We start from the raw sequence: 23,021 nt of genomic DNA on the forward strand, positions 1-23,021 counted from the left end.
GTGAACACTGGCGCGATCAACCTCGAAAGCCTGATGAGCAGGGCGAATATTTTCTTTACCAGCGGCTACCGCCTGCGCGGTGACCTGCACATCGGCTGGCTGCAGCAGAGTGTTGAACAGGTGGTGGCGGCGGTGCCCAAATTCGGCCAGGCGCTGTCATACGAAGCGCAAAACCGCTATCAATGGGTTGCCGCCGGCCCGATGGCGCCATGCTTCCATGTGACCGAGTGCGACGATTTGCAGGCCGGGTTTGAAGCGCTGTGCCGCGACAGCCTGGCGTTCCACGGTGATGGCCGCCATTGCCCGATGACCGTCACCGTGCTGCGCCAGCGCGGCAATCCCCATGAATTCATCATCGCGCAAACCTGCGAACACACCTATGTCGACGCGCGCGGCGCCGAAGTGGTGTTCAACCTGGTGGCCGACCATTACAACGCGCTGTGCGCGGGCGACGCCAAGGCGCAGGCCGCCGCGCTGGACGCCGCGAGCCGGATCGAAACCCTGTCCGGCAAGGACATGGGCGCGCTGCTGGGCGCCGCCGGCCATGACCGCGACGCCAACTTGGCGGTGCTGGGCGCGTATCCTCTGGCTGACGCCGGGCGCTTCGTGATCCAGTTGAATGAATTGCCGCCGCTGCTGGAGCAATACAGCAGCGAGCGCCACGCGCCGCTGGTGGGCTTCCACGACATCGTCGCGCGCCTGGACGAGTGCCGCGCGCTGTATCCGGAAGTCACGCAAAACAGCGTGATTTGCGCGGTGATGGCCAAGGCGTGCCATGACATGGGCGTGCAGCGCCGCCAGGTGCAGCCCGGCCACACGGTCAGCTTCAAGATGCTGTCGGACTTGCTGGAGCCGTCGTTGCGCGCGCGTTATGCCGGCAATTACATCGCTTTCGTGCCGGTCAGCGTCAATGGCAGCCTCCCGTTGCCGGAAATGGCGAAGGCCGTGCATGACCGCATCCGCGACTTCAAGGAAACGCGCCAGGACGTGACGATTTTCCAGTTGACGGAAGAAGCGGTGGACGCCGGCATCGTCGGCCAGGAAACCGATCCGCTGTCCTTCGTGGTCACCAACTGGAACAATTACCGTTACCTCGGCACGCAGGAATACCTGCACGGCTGCCAGAACGTGCGGCACCAGAGTGGTGTCAATATCGCACCGCGTGATACGCTGGGCGCCGGCCTGGTGAACCGTCCGGTGATGGTGGTGAACATGTCGGCGCCGGGCGAAGCGTGCATTTCGTTCTTCCCGTCGCTGCGCGCGCAGCATGAAAACCGCGAACTGGCCGGCCACATCGAAGCCCTGTTCGGCGACGAGGGATACAGGGCGGCACGCGCCGCGTAACGGAGTAGCCGGACTATCCGGCCTATCCGGTGATTCCGGTGATTCCGGTGACATAGGTGTTGACGCTTTATGCAGATTAATTCGCAGTTCACGCTGTTTGAAGAATTGTACAGTTCCGCCAGTACGCGGATCTGGCGCGCCGCCGCCGTCGCCGACGGCCGGCCGGTGGTGTTGAAAATCCTGTCCGAGGACGAGGCCCAGCACCAGCCGCACTATGCGCAATTCCAGCGTGAATTCCAGATCATGCGCACCTTGCAGGAGGTGGAAGGCGTGAACCGCGCGTATGCGCTGGAAAACGTCAACGATGCGCTGATGATCGTCAGTGAAGACATCGGCGGGCGCTCGCTGGCGCAAGTGCTCGAAGGCGGGCCGCTGGCGCCGGCCGCCGGGCTGCCGCTGGCGGTGCGGCTGGCCGACATGCTGGCCGGCGTGCATGCGCAAGGCGTGATCCATAAAGACCTGACACCGGCCAATATCGTCTGGAACCGCGCCACCGGCGCGCTGCGCCTGATCGATTTCGGCATCGCGTCGCAATTGAACCAGGAGCGCAGCGGGTTCCAGAGCGTGCATGAACTGGAAGGCACGCTGCACTACGTGTCGCCGGAACAGACCGGCCGCGTCAACCGCGGCATGGACAGCCGCTCCGACCTGTACACGCTGGGCGTGACCCTGTACCACCTGTTCACCGGCGTGCTGCCGTTTGCCGGACGCCATGGCATCGAACTGGTACACGCACACATCGCGCTGGCGCCGAAGCCGCCGCACCTGTGCAACCCGGCCGTGCCGCCGCTGCTGTCGGACATCATCATGCGCCTGATGGCGAAGAACGCGGACGACCGTTACCAGAGCGCGGCCGGCCTGGCCCATGATTTGCGGCTGTGCGCCGACGCGGTGCTGGACAACGGTGGCTCGGCGGCCGGCGCGGTGGGCTTTACCCTGGGCGCGCACGATGCGCTGGGTAATTTCCGCATCCCCGGCAAGCTGTATGGCCGCGAACGTGAAATCGAAGCCATCGTGGCGGCGTTTGAACGCGCCGCCAGCGGACCGGCCGAACTGCTGCTGGTGGGCGGCTTTGCCGGCAGCGGCAAGACCGCGCTGGTGCATGAAGTGCACCAGCCGCTGACGCAGCGCCACGGCGGCTATATCGAAGGCAAATTCGACCAGTACCAGCGCGACGTGCCGTTTTACGCGTGGCGCATGGCGTTCGAAGGCTTTTGCCAGCTGTTGCTGAAGGAGGATGAGGCGTCGCTGGCGCGCTGGCGCGAGCGCATCCTGGGCGCGGTGGACGGGCAGGGCAAGGTGCTGGCCGAAGTGATTCCATCGATCGAACTGGTGATCGGCCCGCAGCCCGCCGTGATGGCGCTGTCCGGCAGCCAGGCGCTCAATCGCCTGCACTATGTGTTTGGCGCCTTCCTGCAGGCGGTGTGCAGCGTGAAGCATCCGCTGGCGGTGTTTATCGATGACTGGCAGTGGGCCGACGCCGGCTCGCTGTCGCTGCTGGAAGCGGTGATGGCGCAGCCGCGCCTGCAGTCGCTGCTGCTGATCTGCGCCTTCCGCGACAACGAGACGCCGCCGGCGCACCCGTTCGCGCAGGCGCTGGCGCGGCTGCGCGCGGCGCAAGCGCCGCTCGATTCGATCGAGGTGCAGGCGCTGACGCTGGACGACGTGCAGCAGATGGTGTCCGATACCCTGGCCGGTTCGTCCGGCTCATCCGCCGTCGAGGCGCTGGGGCGCCTGCTGTTTGGCCGCACCCACGGCAATGCGTTTTTCCTGCGCCAGTTGCTGGCCGAGCTGCATGGCAGCGGCGCGCTGCGGTATGACCTGGCGCAGCGCCAGTGGCACTGGCGCGACGAAGACATCGCGGCGCTGGCGATCGCCGACAACGTGGTCAGCCTGATGAGCGCGAAAATCGCGCGCCTGCCCGGGCCGGTGCGCCAGGCGCTGCTGTACGCGTCCTGTATCGGCGACCGCTTCGAACTGGCGACCCTGGCCGCGCTGCTGGGACAGCCGCCGCACGAAGTCGCGGCCGAACTGGAGCTGGCGCTGCAAGCCAGCATCGTGGCGCCGGTCGGCATGAATTACCGCACCGCGCGCCAGCAGGGCCACACCGATGGCGTGCATTACCGCTTCATCCATGACCGTGTGCGCCAGGCCGCCTACGGCATGCTGGGCGAAGACACGCGGGCGCGCCTGCACCACCTGATTGCGCGCCAGTGGATCGACGGCTGGGATGACAACCAGCGCCGCCAGCGCATCTTTGACATCGCCAACCAGTTCAACGCGGGCCGCGCGCTGGTCCAGGATGCCGGCCAGCGCAGCGAGCTGGCGGAAATCAACCTGGAAGCGGGCAAACGGGCGCGCGCCGCCGCCGCGTATTCGTCGGCACAGGCGTATTTCCAGCTGGCGATCGAATCCGGTCCGACCGCGATCTGGGAACAGCAGCCCGCGCTGGCCATGGAACTGTACCTGGCCGCCGCGGAGACCGCGTTCCTGGCCAAGGACTACCCGGCCATGGACCAGTGGGCCAAGGAGTTCCTGGCGCGCCGCACGGCGCCGGTGGAACGGGTGCAAGCCCTGAAAATCCAGGTCCAGGCTTGCGTGGCGCAAAACCGCCTGTCCGATGCGGTCGACGTCGCACTGCACGCGCTGGAATTGCTGGGCGTGCCATTGCAGCGCACCCCGCATCCGCTGCGCGTGATGGGACAGGTGATGGCCACCAAGCTGGCGCTGCGCAACCGGCCGATCAGCCAGCTGCAACAGTTGCCGGCCATGGAAGACCCGGCCATGCTGGCCGTGATGGATTTGCTGGGCCTGATTTTGCCGCCGGCCTACTGGATTTCCGAAGGCTTGCTGGCGCTGGTGGTGTGCAAGATGGTGTCGGTCTCGCTGGCGCATGGCTATTCACCGAACGCCGGCTATGGTTTTTCGTGGTGGGGCATCACGGAATGCGCGATGCTGGGCAATATCGAAACCGGCGTGGCCTATGGCGAATTCGCCAACGACCTGGCGCGCCGTCATAACCTGAACCTGCAGCAGCCGCTGTTCTTCGCCGCGTGGATCGTCCACAAGTTCCGCCACCCGCTGCGCACCACGATCCCGATGTTCGAGGAAACCTATGCGCTGTCGCTGCAGAAGGGTGACTTCGAATACGCCTCGTATGCGCGCAACAACCATATGCAGACGCTGTTCCACACCGCGTGCCCGCTGCCGGAGCTGCTGGACCGGATGGAACAGGCCCATGCCGACCTGCAGCGCTTCCAGGTCGGCTCGTCGCTATACTGGCACGCGATCTGGTGGCAGGCCGCGCGCAACTTCGCCGCGCCATGCGATGCGCCGACGGTGCTCAACGGCGACGCCTACCGCGAATCGGAATTGCTGCCGCAGCACCAGAAAGCCAACGACGCCAGTTCGCTGTTCCTGCTGTACAGCGCCAAGCTGATGCTGGCGATTCATTTCAATGACGGTGCGCATGCGCTGTCCTATGCGCGCAGCGCGCGCCAGTACCTGAAGGCCGGTGTCGGCATGCACGCCTTCGTGCTGTTCCATTTCCACGAATCGCTGGCGCTGTTGTTGCACAGCGAAGCGCGCGGCTGGGCCGCGAAGCGCCGCGTCTTGCGCGTGGTCGATGGCAACCAGGCTAAACTGAAACTGTGGGCGCAGCATGCGCCCGACAATTACCGCTACCACTGGCTGCTGTGCGAAGCGCTGCGGCTGCGCCTGCAAGGGCGCATGGAACAGGCCTGGCCTTTGCTCGATGAAGCGATCGATTGCGCGCGCGCGCAGGGCCAGTTGCACGAAGAAGCGCTGGCCAGCGAATTGGCGGCCAGGATCTTCCTGGCGCAGCAGCGCGAGCGCCTGGCCGGGCATTACCTGCGCCAGGCGCTGCTGATGTATGAACGCTGGGGCGCGGAAGCCAAGCTGCTGCAACTGTCGGGCGAATTCGCCGGGCTGCTGGCCACCTCGACTTTGCATGGCGACCATACCTTGCCGGCCGGCGGGCGCACCGTCACCTTGCGCACCACGCGCACGCTGGGCACGGGCGCCATGGCTCAGCATGCGTTCGACATGCAGGCGGTGACCTCGGCGTCGCAGGCGATTTCCAAGGAAATCCGGATTGCCGACATGGTGCGCACCCTGTTGACCATCGTGGTCGAGCATTCGGGCGCGCAACGGGCGCTGCTGATGCTGCGCCAGGGCGAGTCGTGGCGCGTGGTGGCGAGCGCCGATGCCGGCGCGTCAAACGGCATCGAAGTCGGCACCTGCGATGTGCAGCTCGACACCGATGCGCAAGGCTTGCTGCCGGTGTCGCTGGCGCAGTACGTGCGCCGCACCATGCGCCCGCAAGTGCTGCAGGATGCGCGCCAGCAATCGATCTTTTCCGGCGACCCGTATTTGCAGCGGGCCCGCCCCCGGTCCGTGCTGTGCGAACCGATTGCGCACCAGGGCAGCCTGCTCGGCATCCTGTACCTGGAAAACACCCTGACGGTGGGCGCCTTCCCGGAAGAACGGCTGGAACTGTTGCGGGTGCTGGCCGCGCAGGCCGCGATTTCGCTGGAAAACGCGCGCCTGTACGCGGACATGGAAGCCCGCGTGCGGGCCCGTACCCGCGAACTGGCTGAATCGCTGGAAACCGTGCGCGTCACCGGCGAGCAGGTCGCCGCGCTGCTCGACAACGCCGGCCAGGGCTTCCTGTCGTTCGGCGCCGACATGGCGGTGGCGCCGCAATACAGCCGCGCCTGCGAAAGCATGCTGGGGCAGGCGCCGGCCGGCCGCCATGCGGGTGTGCTGCTGTTCCCGGCCGACCCGCACAACGCCGACTTGCTGGCCGACGCCACCAAGCGCGTGCTGGGCACCGACGATCCTGACCGGCGCGAAGTGATGCTGTCGCTGCTGCCGTCGGAATGGACCCGGGCCGGCCGCCAGTTGTCGGCCACTTATGCGGTGCTCAATACCGGCCGCCTGATGGTGACCCTGACCGACGTCACCGAAGAGCGGCGTCTGGCCGAGCAGGTGGCGGCGGAACATGGCCGCCTGAAGATGGTGCATGCGGCGGTGGCGGAAAGTACTGAATTCCTCGACAGCGTGGCGGCGTTCCGCCAGTTCGTGCGCGACGAATTGCCGCAAATGCTGGTGGCAATGCAGCCGCCACAAGCAGTGCTGGAACGGGTCTACCGCGAAGTGCACACCTACAAGGGCGTGCTGGGGCAGTTCTGCTTCCAGCATGCGCCGCAGGCGCTGCACGTGGCGGAAAGCGGCCTGGAAGACTTGAAAGACCTGGGTGACGCGCTGACCTTGCAGCGCTTGTCGGATTATCTGGCCTCGCTGGGGCTGGAGCAGGCGATCGCCGGCGACCTGGCCGCGCTGGAAAGCGTGCTGGGCCCGGCCTTCCTGGCCGGCGGCAAGCGCCTGTCCGTGACGGACCAGCAGGCGCGCCAGATGGAAACGCTGGTGATGCGGCTGCTGCGTGGCGAGCCGGTCGAGATGGCGGAAGCGGGCAAGCGCGAGCTCCTGTTGATCGGCAACCTGCACAAGATCGCGGTGCGCGATGCCTTGTCCGGCCATGACCGCACCATGGCGGCGGTGGCCACGCGCCTGCGCAAGCTGCTGGCGCCGGTGCGGTTCATCGACAGCGAAACCGTCTGGCTCGATCCGGCCGCGTGCCGGCCGTTCCTGCGCTCGCTGGCGCACGTGTTCCGCAACGCGGTCGCGCACGGGATTGAAGCGCCGCAGCAGCGCCGCGCCGCCGGCAAGCCGGACGCGGGGCAGATCACTTGCACCATCGTGCGCAGCGACGGCTGGCTGACCCTCGATATTGCCGATGATGGCGGCGGCATCGATACCGCCGCGCTGCGGCGCAAGGCCCGCGAGCGCGGTTTGCATGGCGACGCCGAACTCGATGCGATGGGCGAGGCGGGCTTGCAGGAACTGGTGTTTGCCGATGGCCTCAGCACGGCGGCGCGCGCCGACCAGTTCTCCGGGCGCGGCGTCGGACTGGCCGCGGTGCGGGCGGAAACGCTCAAGCTGGGCGGGTCCGTCTCGGTGCGCAGCACCTTCGGACAGGGGACGCGCTTCACGTTCCGTTTGCCGCTGACCGCGCTGGCGGCCACGGTGGAAAGCGAGGTGCTGTGATGGACGCGGAAATGATGGGACGCATGATGGCGTCCGCGCGGCAGCGCACCAAGCGCTTCCTCAGCGACGAAATGCAGCTGGAAGTGACCGGACATAGCCAGTCGAAGGGCAATGTCGATATCCTGGCGCTGCGTGACACCACGGTGGTGGTGGGCATTGGCGGCGCCGTCAACGTGCTGATCGCGTTCGGCTTCCAGCCCGAACTGCTCGATGTGTTGTTTTCCCGCTTCACGGCCGATATCACCGTGCCGCCGGCGCAACAGGAACGCTACCGCATGGCGTCGGCCACGGAAATCGCCAACATCATCGCCGGGCACTGTACCGACGACTTGCCGCAGATCGGCGCGGCCTTGCCGTTGTCGGCGCCGGTGGTGCTGGCCGAAGTCCGTGATATCCTGCGCCCCCGCGCGGCGCAATTTGCCAGCATGTCGCTGGACACGCGCGCCGGCAGCATGGAAATCAGCTTTATCGGCCCGGCGGAATTGTTTGACCAACAATTGAACTACGTAGATTAAAATAAGCAAGTGAGATTCTAGGACGAAATATGGCAGCACTGAACGCATTGGTTGTAGACGATTCGATTATTACCACCGACAAACTGGTCAATATGCTGACCGAGTTGGGCCACAATGTGCTGCAGGTGGCCGGTACCGGCAAGGAAGCGCTGACGGCGTATCGCCAGCTGCAGCCGGATTTCGTCACCATGGACATCACCATGCCTGATATGGATGGGGTGCAGGCGACGCGCCTGATCGTTGAAGAATTCCCGCACGCGAATATCATTATGGCAACTTCGCATGGCCAGGAAAAAATGGTGCTGGCGGCGATTGACGCTGGCGCGCGTGGTTATATCCTGAAGCCGATCCGCAAGGAAAAGCTGCAGGAATCCATTGCCAAAGTAATGCGTCCGCGCGCCTGAATGCTGCCCCGTAATGTCCACTCCGCCAATTTTCACGAATCCCTCCATGCCTGACTACTGGGCCAGCGCCTTCGACGTGGTGCCATTCCCCATTTATGTGGTGGACATGGCGACCCTGGAGCTCATCAATGTCAACCGGACCATGCGCAAGCGCACCGGCGAACTCGATGGCCGCAAATGCTATGAAGCGATTTATGGCGGCGCCAAGCCCTGCGCATTTTGCGCGATTCCCGGCATGCAAAGCGGCGACATGGGACAGACCATCATTTTCGAGCATTTCAACGAAGCCGATGACCGCTGGTACCAATTGCAGGAAACCCGGATCGCCTGGTTTGACGGCCGTCCCGCCAAGTATTCCATCGCGGTCGACGTCACCCAGCTGAAAGGCGCGCAAAACGCGCTGGCGGAAGCGCACGCCGACCTCGCCATCAAGAACCGCGAGCTGGAGCGCCTGACCGTCACCGACAGCCTGACCGGCATCAGCAACCGCCGCCATCTGACGGCGGTACTGGACCATGAAGTGGCCAGCGCACGCCGCAGCGGCTTGCCGCTGTCGGTGCTGCTGATCGACGTCGACCGCTTCAAGCAAGTCAACGATACGTTTGGCCATCAGGCCGGTGACGCGGTGCTGGCGCAGGTGGCCGGCATCGTGGTGCGCAATGTGCGCGGCACCGATGCGGCGGGACGCTGGGGCGGCGAGGAATTCGTGGTCACCTGTCCCGGCACGACGGCGCAGGCCGGCGCCGCCGTGGCGGAAAAACTGCGCGCCGCGATCGATGCCCATACCTTCCCCGTGGTGGGCAAGGTCAGCTGCTCGATCGGCGTGGCGGAATGGCTGGAAGGCGAGTCGGTTGGCCTGTTGCTGGCGCGGGCCGACGCCGCGCTATACCGCGCCAAGTCCGAAGGCCGCAATTGCACGGCGGTGGCGGGGCCGTTGCCGTCCCCGGCCGGCGCACCGGCGGCCTGACACGCCGCCTTCCGGGTTGACACCCCGGACCTTACTGCCGCAGCGTAAGCCGCACCGGCATGCTGGACGGCCGCATCGTGAACGCGGATTCCTCCCTGATCTGTGCCGGGTCGCCGGCGAACTCCACCGTAAAATGCCGCGCCAGCATGGACAGCACCAGCCGCTGTTCGACGCTGGCCAGATGGCGCCCGGGGCAGACCCGGGGACCGGCGCCGAATTGCAGGAAGCCGTGCGCGTCATGCGGCTGCACATGCTCGTGTCCGGCTGCCCAGCGTTCTGGTAGGAAAGCCTCCGGCTGGCCGAAGCGGTGCGGGTCTTCCATCGCCGGGCGCAGCACAAAGAACAGCGGCGTGCCGGCCGGCAGCGCCACGCCACCGAGCACCACATCCTTCACCGGTTCGAAGAACAGCAATGGAATGATGGGTTTCAGGCGCATCGCTTCATGCGCCACGCCATCGAAATAATCGAGCTTGCGCACGTCGTCAAACGCGGGGCACAGCGGCGCGGCGCCAAATGCCTGCAGCGCCGCGTCGTGCATGCGCTCCTGCACGTGGGGATGCCGGCACAGGCAATACATGGCCCACGCCAGTGAAAACGCGGTGGTGTCTTCGCCGGCCATCAGCACCGTGATGGTGTTGGCGAAGATGGCGTCATCACTCATCGGCGTCCCGGTTTCCTCGCCGGCCGCCAGCATCGCTTCCAGCAGGTTGTGCGGCGCCTCGCCCGGATGGGCGGCGCGCCGTTCGCGGGCGCGGGTAATCAGGCCGGACGCATAGTGCTGCACTTCGCGCAGCGCATGGTCGAACTGGCGGTCGCGCGGCAGCTTGAAGTAGCGCCACCACGGGAAGGGCGCATTCACGCGCGACAGGATCATCGGGAAGATGTGCGCCATATGGTCCTGGATCGCGCCGCCGCTCTGTTCCAGCGTATTCGGATCGACCCCGAAGGCCAGGGTGGTGGTGGTGTCGACGGTATAGCGCGTCAGGTCGCGGCACATATCGACCGTGTCGCCGTTGCGTGCGGCGCGCAGCCACTGCTCCAGCAGGCGCTGCGTAATGGCTTGCATGGAGGGGAAGAAGGCGCGGAAGTGGTTTGCGCCCAGCGCATGCATGATCAGTTTGCGCTGCGGCAGCCAGGCATCGCCCTCGGCGGAAAACACGCCATTGGCGCCCATTTCCGACAGCACGGATTCAATCGGGGAAAAGCGCCGGTAGCGTTCGGGCCGTTCATGCAGCACGGTATTCAACAGGCTCATGTCCGAACTGACGAAGACCTGTTTCGGCCCCAGTTTCATGGTCAGGGCGGGGCCGTATTGCCGGATCCAGTCTTCCAGGATCAGGTGGATACGGACCGGGTCCAGTTGCAGGGCATTGCCCAGCAGCGGTATGCCTTTGGGGCCGGGCAATTCCGCCAGGGTGCGGATGCCGGGTTCAATGGTATCAGGCGCCATGTACACCTCCCGAGTGCCTTGCACCATGGGTGCCGGGTGGCGCCGCATGGGCAGGAACTTGGGATTATAGCCACGCGGGAAACGGGGCGTGGCACGGTACGTTGCGGAGTCACATCAACCCCGCATCAACCCCGCATCAACCCCGCATCAACCCCGCATCAATCCCGCGTCAATCCAGCTCGTAGGCGCTCAACTGGGCGCGTCCGCCATTGCCGGGGGCGGGCGATTCCACCATCAGCAGGCGGTTGGCGGGCGACCAAGCCGCATCGGACGCTTTTTCCACTGGAATGCGCGCCAGGCGGCGGCGCTGGGCGGCGTCGTAGACCGACAGGGCATCGGCTTCCATGACGGCGCCGACCGCGCCGCCCAGGCCCTGCACCGTGCCCGGCTTGCGCAACGGCGCGTCGCCCGGCTGGGCTTCCAGCCCGGACCACATCACGGTACCCAGCCCGGCGCGGGTGGCGCGCACACTGTCGAAATAACCGGGCAGCCAGCGGTAGCCGCCTTTCGGCGCGGCGGCGGCGGCCGCCGCTTCCGGCGCGAACACGGAACCGCCATCCTGTTCGGCGGCAAACACCGGGCGGCTATTGGCGACCCGGCCTTGCACCTGGCGCAGCGGTTTGCCATCGGCGGAATACACGATCGCGATCGCGCTGCCCATGCCACCGCGCTGGATCGGCGTGGTGGCGGTCGGTCCGCGCGGGACGGTTGGCGCGGAGATGGGGGCGGCGATGGGCGCATCCGGCGTCGCCACCGGTGCGGCGGCGGCCGCCGGCGCAGGCTGGGCCGGCTGGGTGCCCTGTACCGCCTGCGCGGCCTGGGCGGCCAGCGCCGCCAGCGCTGCTTGCGCGCCTTGTGCCGCCTGCGCCGCCGCGGATGGCTGAGCTGCCGCTGCTGCTGGCGCCGCGGCGGTGGCGGCCCCCGGCGTGGCGCCAGGTGCGCTGCCTGCTGCAGCCGGTGCGCCAGCCCCGGTGGGCGGCGGCGCCGGACGCACCGGCGCCACGGGTGTGAGCACGATACTGGCCGGTGGCTGCGCTTTCACCCAGCGGACGCCGAACTTGTCGCCCAGCCGCACCACGCTGTCGGCAAACCAGCCTTCCTTGTTGACCAGCATGGTCGATGCCGCGCCGGTAAAGCCGCGCAGACTGACGGAGTCGCCTTGCCAGACCAGGAATTGCTGGGCGTCGTACAGGGGAATGCTGCACACCTTGTCACTGCGCGGCGTGGTAATGCGTCCGGCGGCCTGGCCGGTATCCTTGTCCAGCCGTTCCAGCTGGTTGACGCGGTCGAGCCACACCCGGCCATCGGGTGTCACGCCCCACTGGCGGATCCGTTCACTGGCGATGCCCGGCTGCCACCATTCGTCGCCATGGCAGGCGCGGCCCGTGATGTCGGGCGCATCGGCCGGCAAGGTCACCGTGTAGGTTGCTTCCGGCGGCTGCAAATCCTGGGCAATCTCGCGCGCCTGCGGCGCCTCGTCTTCAATCGGGCAGCGCCGCGCGCCCCATGGCGCATCCGGTTGCTGCGACGCCGCGCCGAGGTCGGCCGCCAGGTCGAACGCCAGCAACTGGCCGCCGTCCGGCTGGGCAAAGCCGGCGCTGAGGCCGGCGCGCTGCACCCCGTCGGCGGCCGGTGCGCCCAGTACGCCATACAGCATGTTGCCATTGGCGGACGGCGCCAGCGTTTGCAAGTCGCCCTCGACCAGCCGTTCCGTCACCACCCGCCCGCTGCGGGTATCTTGCACGGTCAGGCGGGACCGGTTGCGGCGGCCCGCCTCATCGGCATCGCGCGTGACCGTGGCCAGCCAGCGGCCGCGCGGATCGGCGGTGGACGCCAGCCAGCCGCCATCGGCAGGCCGCAGCACGGCCGCGCCGCGCTGGCGGCCGCATTGCTTGACATTGACGGCCAGCGGCGTCACCAGCTGCGCCGGCGCGGCTTTGGTCTTCTTGCCGCGCGCCGTGGCCAGGCTCAGGGCGGTGGCCGCGCCGGCCGGCGGCACCAGCCACAGGTCGCCGGTGGCTTCGGCAAAATGCCAGGCATAGCTCGACGCCGGCCCGGCAGGTGCGGCGGCGCGCTGGTAGCTGAACAATTCACGGCGGCCGGTATCCCAGATGGCAAACCGCAATTCGCCATTGGCGGCGCGCTGCGCCACCAGCAGCTTGCGGCCATCGTCGACAAAGCGCAGGTCCAGCACGGTATCGCCACCGGTCGGGATTGTCAGCGTATTGCGCATGCCGGGCAACTCCAGCACCCGCACCTGGGCCCCGCCCAGCGCAATGCGTTTGCCGTCGCCGGACAGCGCCATCGGCATCGCGGCCGCCGCCGGGCTGGCCGGTGTGGCGCAGGCCGGGCCGGCCACGGCGCCATCGAGCCGCAGCCAGCTGGTCTTGCCGTTGCCGCCATGGCTGCGGCCATCGCCAAATGTGGCGATGCCGATACAGCCCGGCGCGTAGCGGCTGGTGTAGGCCACGGTGCGGCCATCCGCGCTGGCCGACAGGACGTGTGCCGGCACCGGCAGCGCGGCCGTGGCATCGGTGGTGGCGCCGCCCGCCGCGCTGCGGTGCAACTGGTTGCGCGCATCGGTGCGGAACACCCACAGGCCGTCGCCCGAGGTGGCGATCGGGAAGCCCGCCGCCCAGGTGGACGCAACTGGCGCCGCGGACAGCGCCGCCAGCAAGGTAATCAGGATGCGTGGCGTGCATGCCATCGTCAAAGTGGCCAATTCGGGCTCCGGAAACAGTTGCGGGGACAGCGCCAAGGGGACGGCGGTAAGGGAACGGCGGCGCCGGCCCTGTACAATGGTAGTGTATTGCCATCAACCAACACAAGAAGAACATGAAGTCCAAAAAACTGCGGATTGCCGCCATCACGGCCGGCGCCACCGCTGCCCTGGTGGCCGCCTATGCCGGCCTGGGATTTTTCGCGGTTCCCGCGATTGTCGCATCGCAGGCGGAAAAGATGGCGCAGCAACAGTTCAAGCGCCAATTGACCATCGGGCAAGTCACATTCAACCCGTTCACGTTGACCGCCGCGCTGCGCGACGTGAAGCTGCTGGAGCCCGATGGCTCGGCAGTATTCGTCTCGTTCGAGGCGCTTGACGCCGACCTGTCGTGGCAATCGCTGCGGCGCCTGGCGCCCGTGGTGGAAAAAGTGCGCCTGCAGGCGCCATATGTCCACCTGGTGCGTGCCGGTAACGGCAAATACAGCATCGATGACATCCTGCAATGGCTGGCCGCGCAGCCGTCCTCGCCGGAACCGGCGCTGTTTTCCGTCAATAACATTGAACTGGCCAATGGCCGCATCGCGTTTGACGACCAGCCGGCGCGCGCGCAGCACCGCGTGGAAGGCTTGCAACTGGGCTTGCCGTTCATTTCATCGATGCCGGCGGACATCGATGTTTTTGTCGAACCGTTGCTGTCGGCCACCATCGATGGCGCACCGCTGCATATCCAGGGCAAGGCCAGGCCATATGCCGCCCAGCGCGAATTCGCGGCGGAACTGCGGCTCGACAAGCTGGAGCTGCCGCAACTGCTGGGTTACCTGCCATTCAAGCCCGGCTTCAAACTGCCGTCCGCCCGCCTCGATGCGCGCCTGACGGCCAATTTCGTGCAGCCGAAGGCCGGCGGCTCGTCACTGGCGCTGGGCGGTGAAGCGGCGCTGTCGAATGTGGACTTGCGTGATGCCGGCGGCGCGCCGGTGCTGAAGTTTGCCCGCCTGTCGGCCCAGCTCGATAAGTTGGACTTGTTCGCGGGCCGCTATGCGATCGCCAAAGTCGGCCTGGAGGGGCTCGATGCGGTGGTGCAGCGCGACGCGGGCGGCCAGTTGAACCTGGACCGTCTGCTGCCGCCGGCGGCGCCCGTCAAAGGGAACAAGCCGGAAGCGGCGACACTGGTGGCCGTGAAGGAAGTGGCGATCCGCAACGCGGCGCTGCGCTATGGCGACGCCACGCCGCACACGGCGCTGCAAGCCGCGGTGCAGCGCTTCGACCTCGATGTGCGCGGGATTGCCGTCGATACCGGCAAGCGCACCGTGGACGTGGCGGAAGCGGTTTCCGGCAGCGCCGCGCTGACCTATGCGCAAGGCGCGCGCACGGCGCCGCCGCCTGCGCCATCGGCGCCGCAGGCCGATGGCGGCCAGCCGTACCAGGTGCAGGTCGGCGCCATGGACGTCAAGGGGTGGAGCATCAACGTCGATGACAAGAGCCGAAGCCAGCCGCTGGCGCTGGCCTTGTCGCCACTGCAACTGACGGTGAAAGGCTGGTCCAATGCGCCGGCGTCGCGCAGCGAGATCAACCTGGCCGCCACCATCAACCGCAGCGGCAAGCTGGGTGTGGCCGGCAGCCTGGTTGCCGCGCCGTTCGATGCGGACTTGGCGCTGGAACTGAAAAACCTCGATTTGCAGCCGCTGCAAACGCTGATCGCCGAACATGTGAACTTGCGCGTGGCGCAGGCGGCCGTGTCGGCCAAGGGACGCTTGAAACTCGCCGATGAAGGCGGGGTGATGAAAGGCGGCTACAAAGGCGACGCCAGCATCGACCGCCTGACCACGGTGGACCGCTTGAATGACGCGGATTTCCTCAGCTGGAAATCGCTGGCGTTTGGCGGCATGGATGTGCAACTGGCGCCGTTGGCGGTGAACATCGACAAGGTGGCGCTGTCCGACTTTTTTGCGCGCGTGATTATCGACCCGAACGGCCGCATCAACGTGCAGGACGTGATGCGGACCGCCGCCAATGAAGACCGCAGCCTGACCGATGCGACAAACCGTGCGCAGGATGCGAGGAAGCAGGCCGCCGCGCCCACGGCGGCGCGGGGCAAGACCGCGCCTGGCAAAGCCGCGCAGGACAAGGTGGCGCAGGACAAGCTTGCCCAAGGTAAGCCGGCGCGGGAGCCGGCGTCCGGCAAGGCTGCCGCGACGGCCGCCGCGCCGATGCCGCCCATCCGTATTGGCCAGCTGCACCTGTCGGGCGGGCGCGTGCGCTTCACCGATAACTTCATCAAGCCGAACTACACGGCCAACCTGAAAGACCTGGGCGGTGTGGTGGCCGGGCTGACGTCGGACCCGTCGGTGCTGGCCAATGTGGACATCAAAGGCAATGTCAACAGTGCGCCATTGTCGATCGCCGGCAAGGTGCATCCGCTGCGCAAGGATTTGTATCTGGACTTGAAAGCCGACGTGCGCGGCATGGAACTGGCGGCCTTGTCGGCGTATGCGGACAAGTATGTCGGCTATGGCATCGAGAAGGGCAAGCTGTCGTTTGAAGTGGGCTACAAGCTGGAAGAGCGCAAACTGTCGGCGGAAAACCGGCTGATCCTCGACCAGCTGACCTTTGGCAATGAAAGCACGAATCCGGAGGCGACCAAATTGCCGGTGCAACTGGCGGTGGCGCTGCTGTCCGACCGCAACGGCGTCATCGACATCAACGTGCCGATCGGCGGTTCGCTCGACGATCCGCAGTTCTCGCTGGGCGGCATCATCATGCAGGTGATCGGCAATGCCGTGATGAAAACCGTGACGGCCCCGTTTACCCTGATCGCCTCGCTGTTTGGCGGCAGTGGCGAAGACATGGCGGCGCTGGTGTTTGACGCCGGCCAGACTGCCGTGCCGGCGGCGCGCGAAGAAAAACTGGCGCCGCTGGCCAGGGCGCTGCATGAACGGCCGGGACTGAGGCTCGATATCGGCGGCCGCTATGATCCGGCCACCGATACCGGCGCGCTGCGCCACCTGGCGCTGGAGCGCAAGCTGCGCCAGGTGAAAGTGCGCGACCTGCAGGCGCGCAACCAGGCGGCGCCGGAAGGCGGCGTGACGGTGACGCCGGAAGAACGCCCGGCGCTGCTGGCGCGCGCCTATGCGGCGGACCCGCTGCCGAAGCCGCGCAACGCGCTGGGGCTGCAGAAGACGGTGCCGCCGGCGGAGATGGAGCAGGCCATGCTGGCCGCCATCACCATCGATGACGATGATTTGACCGCGCTGGCGCACAAGCGCGCGCAGGCCGCCAAGGAATGGTTGCTCAAGCATGGTGTGCCGGCCGAGCGCATGTTCCTGACCGCGGCGAAAGCAGGCGCCTGCAAGGCGGAATTCACGCTGCGCTGATCCCGGCGCGGCGGTTGTGCGGCAACAACGCCTGTACCAAAGTACAGGTGGCGCGCCGCCCGCGCACCGCTATCGTTACCCTCCTGCAAATGTAGCTATTGGAGGGGTGGGATGAAACGGACGCGGTCACTGTCGTTGAAGCAAACTATTTGCCTGTTCGTCGTGCTGGTGGCGGCGCTGGCGTGCCTGACCCTTTGGGGGCTGCTGCAAATCACCAGCGCGCAGGACCGCGTCAGCGCCGCCCACGCGGCGCGCTACCAGTCGTACCTGCTGGCCGATGAACTGCGCCAGAGCTCCGATGATTTGACGCGGCTGGCCCGCACCTTCGTCGTGACGGGCGATGCCGCGTTCGAGCGCCAGTACTTCGACATCCTTGATATCCGCCAGGGCAAAAAGCCGCGGCCGCAAAACTATGAGCGGATTTACTGGGACTTCGTGGCAGCCGGCGAAACGCCGTCCAACGCGGGCGGCGCGTCCGCGCCCTTGCTGGAATTGATGAAGCGGGCCGGCTTTACGCAGCAGGAACTGGCCAAGCTGCAGGAAGCGGCCGCGCAATCGGATGGCCTGGTGCAGGCGGAAACCGTGGCGATGAATGCCGTCAAGGGGCTGTTCCGGGATGACCAGGGCGGCTACTCGAAGAAGGGCGCGCCGGACGCCGAGATGGCGCGCAAGCTGACCCATGATGCCGCCTATCACCGCAACAAGGCAAAGATCATGAAGCCGGTGAACGAATTCCTGCAAATGCTCGATGAGCGCACCGGCCGCGCTGTCAAGGAAGCCGAAGCGGCGGCGGGCGCTGCGTATCAGCGTACCCTGGGATTGCTGGGCTTTTCCGTGGCAGTATCGGCGCTGGCCATGTTCTGGCTTTACCGCAGCCTGATGCGCCAGCTGGGCGGCGAACCGGCCTATGCGGCCGATATCGTGCGCCATATCGCGGAAGGCAACCTGGCGGTGGAATTGCAGTTGCGTGAAGGCGATACGGGCAGCCTGCTGTACGCCATGAAGCAGATGACCAATAAGCTGTCGGCGGTGGTGCTGGATGTGGCGTGCGGCGCGCGCGCGCTGGCGCGGGCATCGGAAGAAATCAGCTCGACCTCGCAATCGCTGTCGCAAGCCACCAACCAGCAGGCAGCCAGCGTGGAGCAGACCAGCGCCTCGGTGGAGCAGATGACGGCGTCGGTCTCGCAAAACACGGAAAACGCGAAAGTCACCGACGCCATCGCGTCGCGCGCGGCCGCCGAAGCGAAGGAGGGTGGCCAGGCCGTGGAGTCCACGGCGGAAGCGATGCAGCAGATCGCCCGCAAGATCCTCATCATCGACGACATCGCCTACCAGACCAACTTGCTGGCGCTGAACGCGGCGATTGAAGCGGCGCGGGCGGGCGAGCATGGCAAGGGTTTTGCCGTGGTGGCGCAGGAAGTACGCAAACTGGCTGAACGCAGCCAGGTGGCGGCGCAGGAAATCGGCCAGGTGGCCGGCAGCAGCGTGCAGCTGTCGGAGCGGGCCGGCAAGCTGCTCGCTGAAATGGTGCCGAACATTAAACGCACCTCGGACCTGGTGCAGGAAATCACGGCGGCGTCGGAAGAGCAGAACGTGGGGCTGCAACAGATCAATGTGGCGGTCAGCCAGCTCAGCGAAACCACGTCGCACAATGCGGCCGGGGCCGAGCAGCTGGCGGCCACCGCCGAGGAAATGAGTGTGCGGGCGGAGGAATTGCAGGCGGCGATTTCGTATTTCAGGACGGCCGCGCAGGGTAGCCATGAAGAACCGCCGCGCCGTCGCGGCGGTGCGCGCCAGGAAAGAGAGTTGCTGGCTGCTTAAGCTGTCAACGGACCGGCGCAGGCATCAAGGCCTGCGCCATGCCACCATCACAGCGCCCTTAAGAACGCGCTCAGATCCGCCACTTCCTGCTGCGTCAGCCCGATCTGGAACCGGCGGTCATAGAACCGCACGACGCCCGCCAGGTCGGCTTGCGAACCATTGTGGAAGAATGGCGCGCGGGCTGACAGGCCGCGCAAGGTCGGCACCTTCATGCGGCCGATATCGCGCCAGCGGCCGGTCTGCATCGCCAGGCCCGGGTCGGTGGTGTCGACGGTTTCACCGGTCACGTTGTTGCGCAGGGTGTACAGCGGCATGTCCGGCGTGCGCACGCGGGCATCGGCCACGCCGATATCGACCAGCAGCGGCGTCGAATGGCTGCCCGCGTTGGGCGCGCTGTGGCAGCTCGAGCAGGTGACGCGGTTCGCCACGCGCAACTGGTCCGTGAAGCCCGCCACGCGGTTGATCGTGAAGGGCCGGTTGTTGAACAATTGCTCGCCGCGCGCAATCGACGCGCGCGCCGCGTTTTGCGCGTTGGCTGGCGCGGGCTGCGCAGGCGGGCGCTGGCCCGGCGTGGGCCGGGCCGGGGCATCGAGATTGCGCCACGCGCCAAACAGGGTCATGGCGTTGCGGTTGAAGGTGGCGCGGGTACGGTAGTCGCCGGCTTCCAGGTCATTGATGCCGAAATAAAAGGCTTGCGACGCCAGCGCGGCCGGGCCGCCGCTCGCGCCGGCCTCCGCCAAGTTGCCGGCCGCGCCGCTGGTCAGCTGCGCCGTGACCAGGCTGGCCTCGAAATCGACGATGGCGCGCTGTTGCGCCGCCGTCAGGTCGCGCGCCGCTTCGGCGTGGCCGCGCACGGCGTCATTCGCCTGTGTCAGCAAGCCGCTGTCGACGCCGGCATAGCACAGCGCAGGGTTGGCATTGAGGATGCAGTTGGCGTCGGCGGTGCCCGCCGTCACGGTGCGGTTTTCCCGCGCATCCCACATGATGGTGCTGATGAATTTCAGGTTGGCCGATGGCAGCGGGCGGCGGAACAGCGACAGTTCCCTGGCGCTGGCGTAGCCGTAAGGATCATCGGCGCGCACCAGGGTGAATTCCGCATTGGCCGGGATGGCCTGGCCGACCCGGATCAAGCCTTTGGTCAGCAGCATGCTGTACGCAACGCGTTTCTGGTCCAGGGTGGCGGCCGGCGCAACCGGGCTGTTGGCGGCGTCGACTACGCGGAACACCGGGTCCGCGCCGGCGCTGGCGGCGAAGCGCAGGCGCAAATGATTGGGGGTGACGCTCCAGCCGCTGTTTTCCGCGTGGCAGCTGGCGCAACTGCGGCCATTGCCCATCGGGGTGAAGAAGGGATTGGCGGTGTCGATAAAGCCGGCCGCCGTGGACGTCAACGCCGTGCCGTCGGCATTGGCTTGCGGCGTTGGTGGCACGGGCGCACCCTGCGCGGTACGGCGGACCGCCACGGTGGTGGCCGATGCTGTTGCGGCGCCGCTGCCGGCTTCGGCGGCGGCGGGATCGGCCGCGGTGTCCGCAGTGGCCGCCGTGATGGTGGCAGAGGCGGTGTCCGTGGAGGTGGCGGCGCCAGCCGGGACGTCCTCCGTGGCCGGTGCCGTGGCGGCGCCGCCCTGGCGGACGCCGGCCACGCTGGCCTGGTCGGTCGAGCCGCCACAAGCGGACAGCAATCCGGCCAGCAGCGCCATCGGCAGTGCGGCGGGCAACCAGCGGGTGTGGTGCGGGCGGGGGCGTAAGCGTTGGGTGGGGCGCATGGAAGTCTCCTTGTTAGGTTCTCGCAGGAAACATCGTGGACCCGGAATATGGAGCAAAAATGGAGGGGAGCCTCGTGGGGAAATTGCGCCACGCCTGCACAATTACTGCACATTCGGCAGGTATGATGGCGGCATGAGCCCTCTCCAGCCACCGGTCATCCGCCTCACCATCGCGCGCAAGATTGCGCTGGCGGTGGCGCTGATCGTCCTCCTGTGCATCGGCACCATGGCGTGGCTGACCAACGCCAATTTGCAGCGCGGCTTTATCGCTTACCTGAACGAGATGCAGGAGCAAGACCTGGACCAGGTCAGCCGGCTGCTGGCGGAGCGCTACCGCCGGGAAGGCGATTTCGAATGGCTGCGCCACCGGCCCCGCGCCATGCGCGATGTGCTGGACCAGATGTCGCCGCAATTAAAGATGGAAGCCGATGCGCCGGGCAACCGGCGCGGCAGGGACGGCGATGGCCGGCCCGAGCGTGAACGCGACCGTGACCGTGACCGTGGCGGCTATGGCCCGCCGGACCGCCAGGGGCAGCGCGAAGGGTTGCGTGACGGCCCGCCGGACGACCCGGAGGGCCGGGGGCCGCCGCGCGGCGAAGAGCGCGGCGCCTATGGCCCGCCGCGCCGCGCCGAGGCGCAGCGTCCGCCCCGTCCGCGTGAAATCCAGGATCCGATGGCGTTTGCCGCGCGTCTGACGGTCAAGGATGAATATGGCGCCTCGCTGGTGGGGCCGCCGGATCCGCCGCCCGGCATCGTACGTCCGATCATGGTCGACGGCCGCAAGGTTGGCACCGTACAATTGCTGCTGTTGCGCCAGTCCGCCGGGCAAAGCACGACAGCGGCCAATTTCCTGCGCACGCAAACGCGCGACATCCTGCTGCTGTCCGGCGCGCTATTGCTGGCGGCGCTGGCGCTGGCAGCGGCGCTGGCGCGCCATATGCTGCGGCCGGTGGCCGCGCTGCACGGCGTCACGGCGCGGCTGGCGCGCGGCGAACTGGCGGCGCGCGCGCCGGTACTGAGCCGCGATGAATTGGGGGAGCTGGCATTGCATGTCAACGCCATGGCGCATGAACTGGAGCGCAATGAAACCCAGCGCCGCCAGATGCTGGCCGATGTGTCGCATGAATTGCGCACGCCGCTGACCGTGATCCGGGGCGAAATCGAAGCGCTGATCGACGGCGTGCGCAAGGCCGACCAGCCGGCGCTGGAGTCGTTGCATGGGGAAGTGCTGCGCCTGGCCAAGCTGGTGGACGATTTGCACCAGCTGGCGCTGGCCGATACCGGCGACCTGCATTTCGAGATGCAGGCGCTGGACTTGCAGCCGGTGCTGTTGCCGCTGGCGGAACGCTACCAGGCGCGCGCCGCCGCCGCGGGGCTGGCGCTGCGCTGGGAATTGCCGCCGCAGCCGGTGATGGTGCAGGGCGATGCGCGCCGGCTGGCACAGGTGGTGGTCAACCTGCTGGAAAACAGTATCCGCTATACCGACCGTGGCGGGGTGATCGTGCTGGCGCTGCGGGTGCGCCACGATGGCCGCCAGGACCAGGCGGAAGTCACGCTCGACGACAGCGCGCCCGGGGTGCCGGCCGGCGCCCATGCGCGGCTGTTCGAGCGGCTGTACCGGGTGGACCAGGCCCGCACGCGCGAACGGGGCGGCAGCGGGCTGGGACTGGCCATCTGCAAGGCGCTGGTGGAAGCGCATGGCGGCGTCATCGCGGCGCTGCCGTCGGAGCATGGCGGCATCCGGGTCCGCATCACGCTGCCGGTTTTGCAGGATTAAATCGATAAGGAATGGAATGGATTTTGTGGCACACATCGTCATCGTTGAAGACGACGCGAAAATCTCGGCGCTGCTGGGCGATTACATGGAAGCCGCGGGCTACCGCGCGACCCGCATCATGAATGGCGCCCAGGCCGTGGAGGCGCTGCGCGCCGATGGCGCCGACGTGGTGCTGCTGGACTTGAACTTGCCGGGCCTGGACGGACTGGAAGTGTGCCGCGCCGTGCGCGCGTTTTCCCAGGCCCCCATCATCATGCTGACCGCGCGGGTGGATGAGGTGGACCGCCTGCTGGGACTCGACGCGGGCGCCGACGATTACGTCTGCAAGCCGTTCAGCCCGCGCGAAGTGGTGGCGCGGGTGCGTGCGCAATTGCGCCGCGCAACGGTAAACAGCGTGGCCAACAGCGGTGCGCCGGCCCAGCAGGCAAGCGCGCCGCTGCTGGCGGTGGACCGCGAGCGCATGCGCATCCTGCTGTCCGGCGCCGCGCTGTCGCTGACGCCGGTGGAATTCCGCATCCTGGCCGAATTGATCGACCATCCGGACCGCGTGTATTCGCGCCAGCAATTGCTCGATGTGGCCCACGAAGACCAGCGCGACATCAGTGACCGCACGGTCGATTCGCACATCAAGAACATCCGCCGCAAGCTGGCGGTCAAGCCGGTGGCGGCGGAGAGCCTGCAGTCAGTGTATGGCGTCGGCTACAGATTCGAATTGCCACTCTGCTAAAATCCCCCGCTGGACCAACATTTACCAACGG

At 66.9% G+C, this 23,021-nt stretch carries 12 protein-coding genes; 9 read left to right on the plus strand and 3 right to left on the minus strand.

Translation table 11 applies throughout. The features are described from left to right. The 5 genes from AC1RRC_RS20810 (at window position 1) to AC1RRC_RS20830 (ending at window position 9,359) form a co-directional block, all read left to right on the plus strand. On the plus strand, window positions 1–1,344 hold the full coding sequence (locus tag AC1RRC_RS20810; protein WP_493057441.1) for a hypothetical protein: 1,344 nt from the start codon (window positions 1–3) through the stop codon (window positions 1,342–1,344). Window positions 1,345–1,413: 69 nt separating this feature from the next. Beyond that, a complete protein-coding gene (locus AC1RRC_RS20815) occupies window positions 1,414–7,473 on the plus strand; it encodes an AAA family ATPase (RefSeq protein ID WP_493057442.1) in 6,060 nt (2,019 codons plus the stop codon). Beyond that, window positions 7,473–7,988: a hypothetical protein gene (locus tag AC1RRC_RS20820; RefSeq protein ID WP_493057443.1), complete on the plus strand. Its 516-nt coding sequence runs from the start codon at window positions 7,473–7,475 to the stop codon at window positions 7,986–7,988. Before AC1RRC_RS20815 ends, AC1RRC_RS20820 begins: the two co-directional genes overlap by 1 nt. 29 nt (window positions 7,989–8,017) lie before the next feature. Then, entirely contained in the window at window positions 8,018–8,392 is a 375-nt protein-coding gene (locus AC1RRC_RS20825; RefSeq protein ID WP_493057444.1) for a response regulator, read from the plus strand. A gap of 46 nt (window positions 8,393–8,438) precedes the next feature. Next, window positions 8,439–9,359 (plus strand): GGDEF domain-containing protein, encoded by a 921-nt coding sequence (locus AC1RRC_RS20830; protein ID WP_493057445.1) that lies wholly within the window; start codon window positions 8,439–8,441, stop codon window positions 9,357–9,359. 31 nt (window positions 9,360–9,390) lie between these two features. Here the strand turns inward: AC1RRC_RS20830 and AC1RRC_RS20835 are convergent, their stop codons facing one another. Next, window positions 9,391–10,809, minus strand: coding sequence for a cytochrome P450 (locus AC1RRC_RS20835; RefSeq protein ID WP_493057446.1), 1,419 nt, complete (start codon window positions 10,807–10,809; stop codon window positions 9,391–9,393). A 169-nt stretch (window positions 10,810–10,978) separates the two neighbouring features. Next, window positions 10,979–13,531 carry a hypothetical protein gene (locus AC1RRC_RS20840; RefSeq protein ID WP_493057447.1) on the minus strand — a complete coding sequence of 851 codons (2,553 nt, stop codon included), beginning with the start codon at window positions 13,529–13,531 and terminating at the stop codon, window positions 10,979–10,981. Between the two features lie 113 nt (window positions 13,532–13,644). Between AC1RRC_RS20840 and AC1RRC_RS20845 the strand changes: the two genes are divergently transcribed. Beyond that, entirely contained in the window at window positions 13,645–16,902 is a 3,258-nt protein-coding gene (locus AC1RRC_RS20845) for a DUF748 domain-containing protein (RefSeq protein ID WP_493057448.1), read from the plus strand. Window positions 16,903–17,013: 111 nt separating this feature from the next. Beyond that, window positions 17,014–18,723, plus strand: coding sequence for a methyl-accepting chemotaxis protein (locus AC1RRC_RS20850; RefSeq protein ID WP_493057449.1), 1,710 nt, complete (start codon window positions 17,014–17,016; stop codon window positions 18,721–18,723). 47 nt (window positions 18,724–18,770) lie between these two features. Here AC1RRC_RS20850 and AC1RRC_RS20855 read toward each other — a convergent pair whose 3' ends face one another. Beyond that, window positions 18,771–20,486 (minus strand): cytochrome C, encoded by a 1,716-nt coding sequence (locus AC1RRC_RS20855; RefSeq protein ID WP_493057450.1) that lies wholly within the window; start codon window positions 20,484–20,486, stop codon window positions 18,771–18,773. A gap of 133 nt (window positions 20,487–20,619) precedes the next feature. Between AC1RRC_RS20855 and AC1RRC_RS20860 the strand changes: the two genes are divergently transcribed. Both AC1RRC_RS20860 and AC1RRC_RS20865 read left to right on the plus strand, forming a co-directional pair. Then, entirely contained in the window at window positions 20,620–22,263 is a 1,644-nt protein-coding gene (locus tag AC1RRC_RS20860) for an ATP-binding protein (RefSeq protein WP_493057451.1), read from the plus strand. Window positions 22,264–22,279: 16 nt separating this feature from the next. Beyond that, complete coding sequence (locus tag AC1RRC_RS20865) at window positions 22,280–22,990, plus strand: response regulator (protein ID WP_493057452.1); 711 nt, start codon at window positions 22,280–22,282, stop codon at window positions 22,988–22,990. Window positions 22,991–23,021 lie beyond the last annotated feature (31 nt).

This window comes from Pseudoduganella sp. GW821-FHT12E03 (assembly GCF_058807115.1).

Excerpts from the sequence above, each read along its gene's own strand:
- AC1RRC_RS20860 (WP_493057451.1), top strand. The coding sequence starts at position 20,620 with ATGAGCCCTCTCCAGCCACCGGTCATCCGCCTCACCATCGCGCGCAAG.
- AC1RRC_RS20830 (WP_493057445.1), top strand. The coding sequence starts at position 8,439 with ATGCCTGACTACTGGGCCAGCGCCTTCGACGTGGTGCCATTCCCCATT.
- AC1RRC_RS20835 (WP_493057446.1), bottom strand. The coding sequence starts at position 10,809 with ATGGCGCCTGATACCATTGAACCCGGCATCCGCACCCTGGCGGAATTG.
- AC1RRC_RS20850 (WP_493057449.1), top strand. The coding sequence starts at position 17,014 with ATGAAACGGACGCGGTCACTGTCGTTGAAGCAAACTATTTGCCTGTTC.
- AC1RRC_RS20825 (WP_493057444.1), top strand. The coding sequence starts at position 8,018 with ATGGCAGCACTGAACGCATTGGTTGTAGACGATTCGATTATTACCACC.
- AC1RRC_RS20865 (WP_493057452.1), top strand. The coding sequence starts at position 22,280 with ATGGATTTTGTGGCACACATCGTCATCGTTGAAGACGACGCGAAAATC.
- AC1RRC_RS20820 (WP_493057443.1), top strand. The coding sequence starts at position 7,473 with ATGGACGCGGAAATGATGGGACGCATGATGGCGTCCGCGCGGCAGCGC.
- AC1RRC_RS20855 (WP_493057450.1), bottom strand. The coding sequence starts at position 20,486 with ATGCGCCCCACCCAACGCTTACGCCCCCGCCCGCACCACACCCGCTGG.
- AC1RRC_RS20815 (WP_493057442.1), top strand. The coding sequence starts at position 1,414 with ATGCAGATTAATTCGCAGTTCACGCTGTTTGAAGAATTGTACAGTTCC.
- AC1RRC_RS20845 (WP_493057448.1), top strand. The coding sequence starts at position 13,645 with ATGAAGTCCAAAAAACTGCGGATTGCCGCCATCACGGCCGGCGCCACC.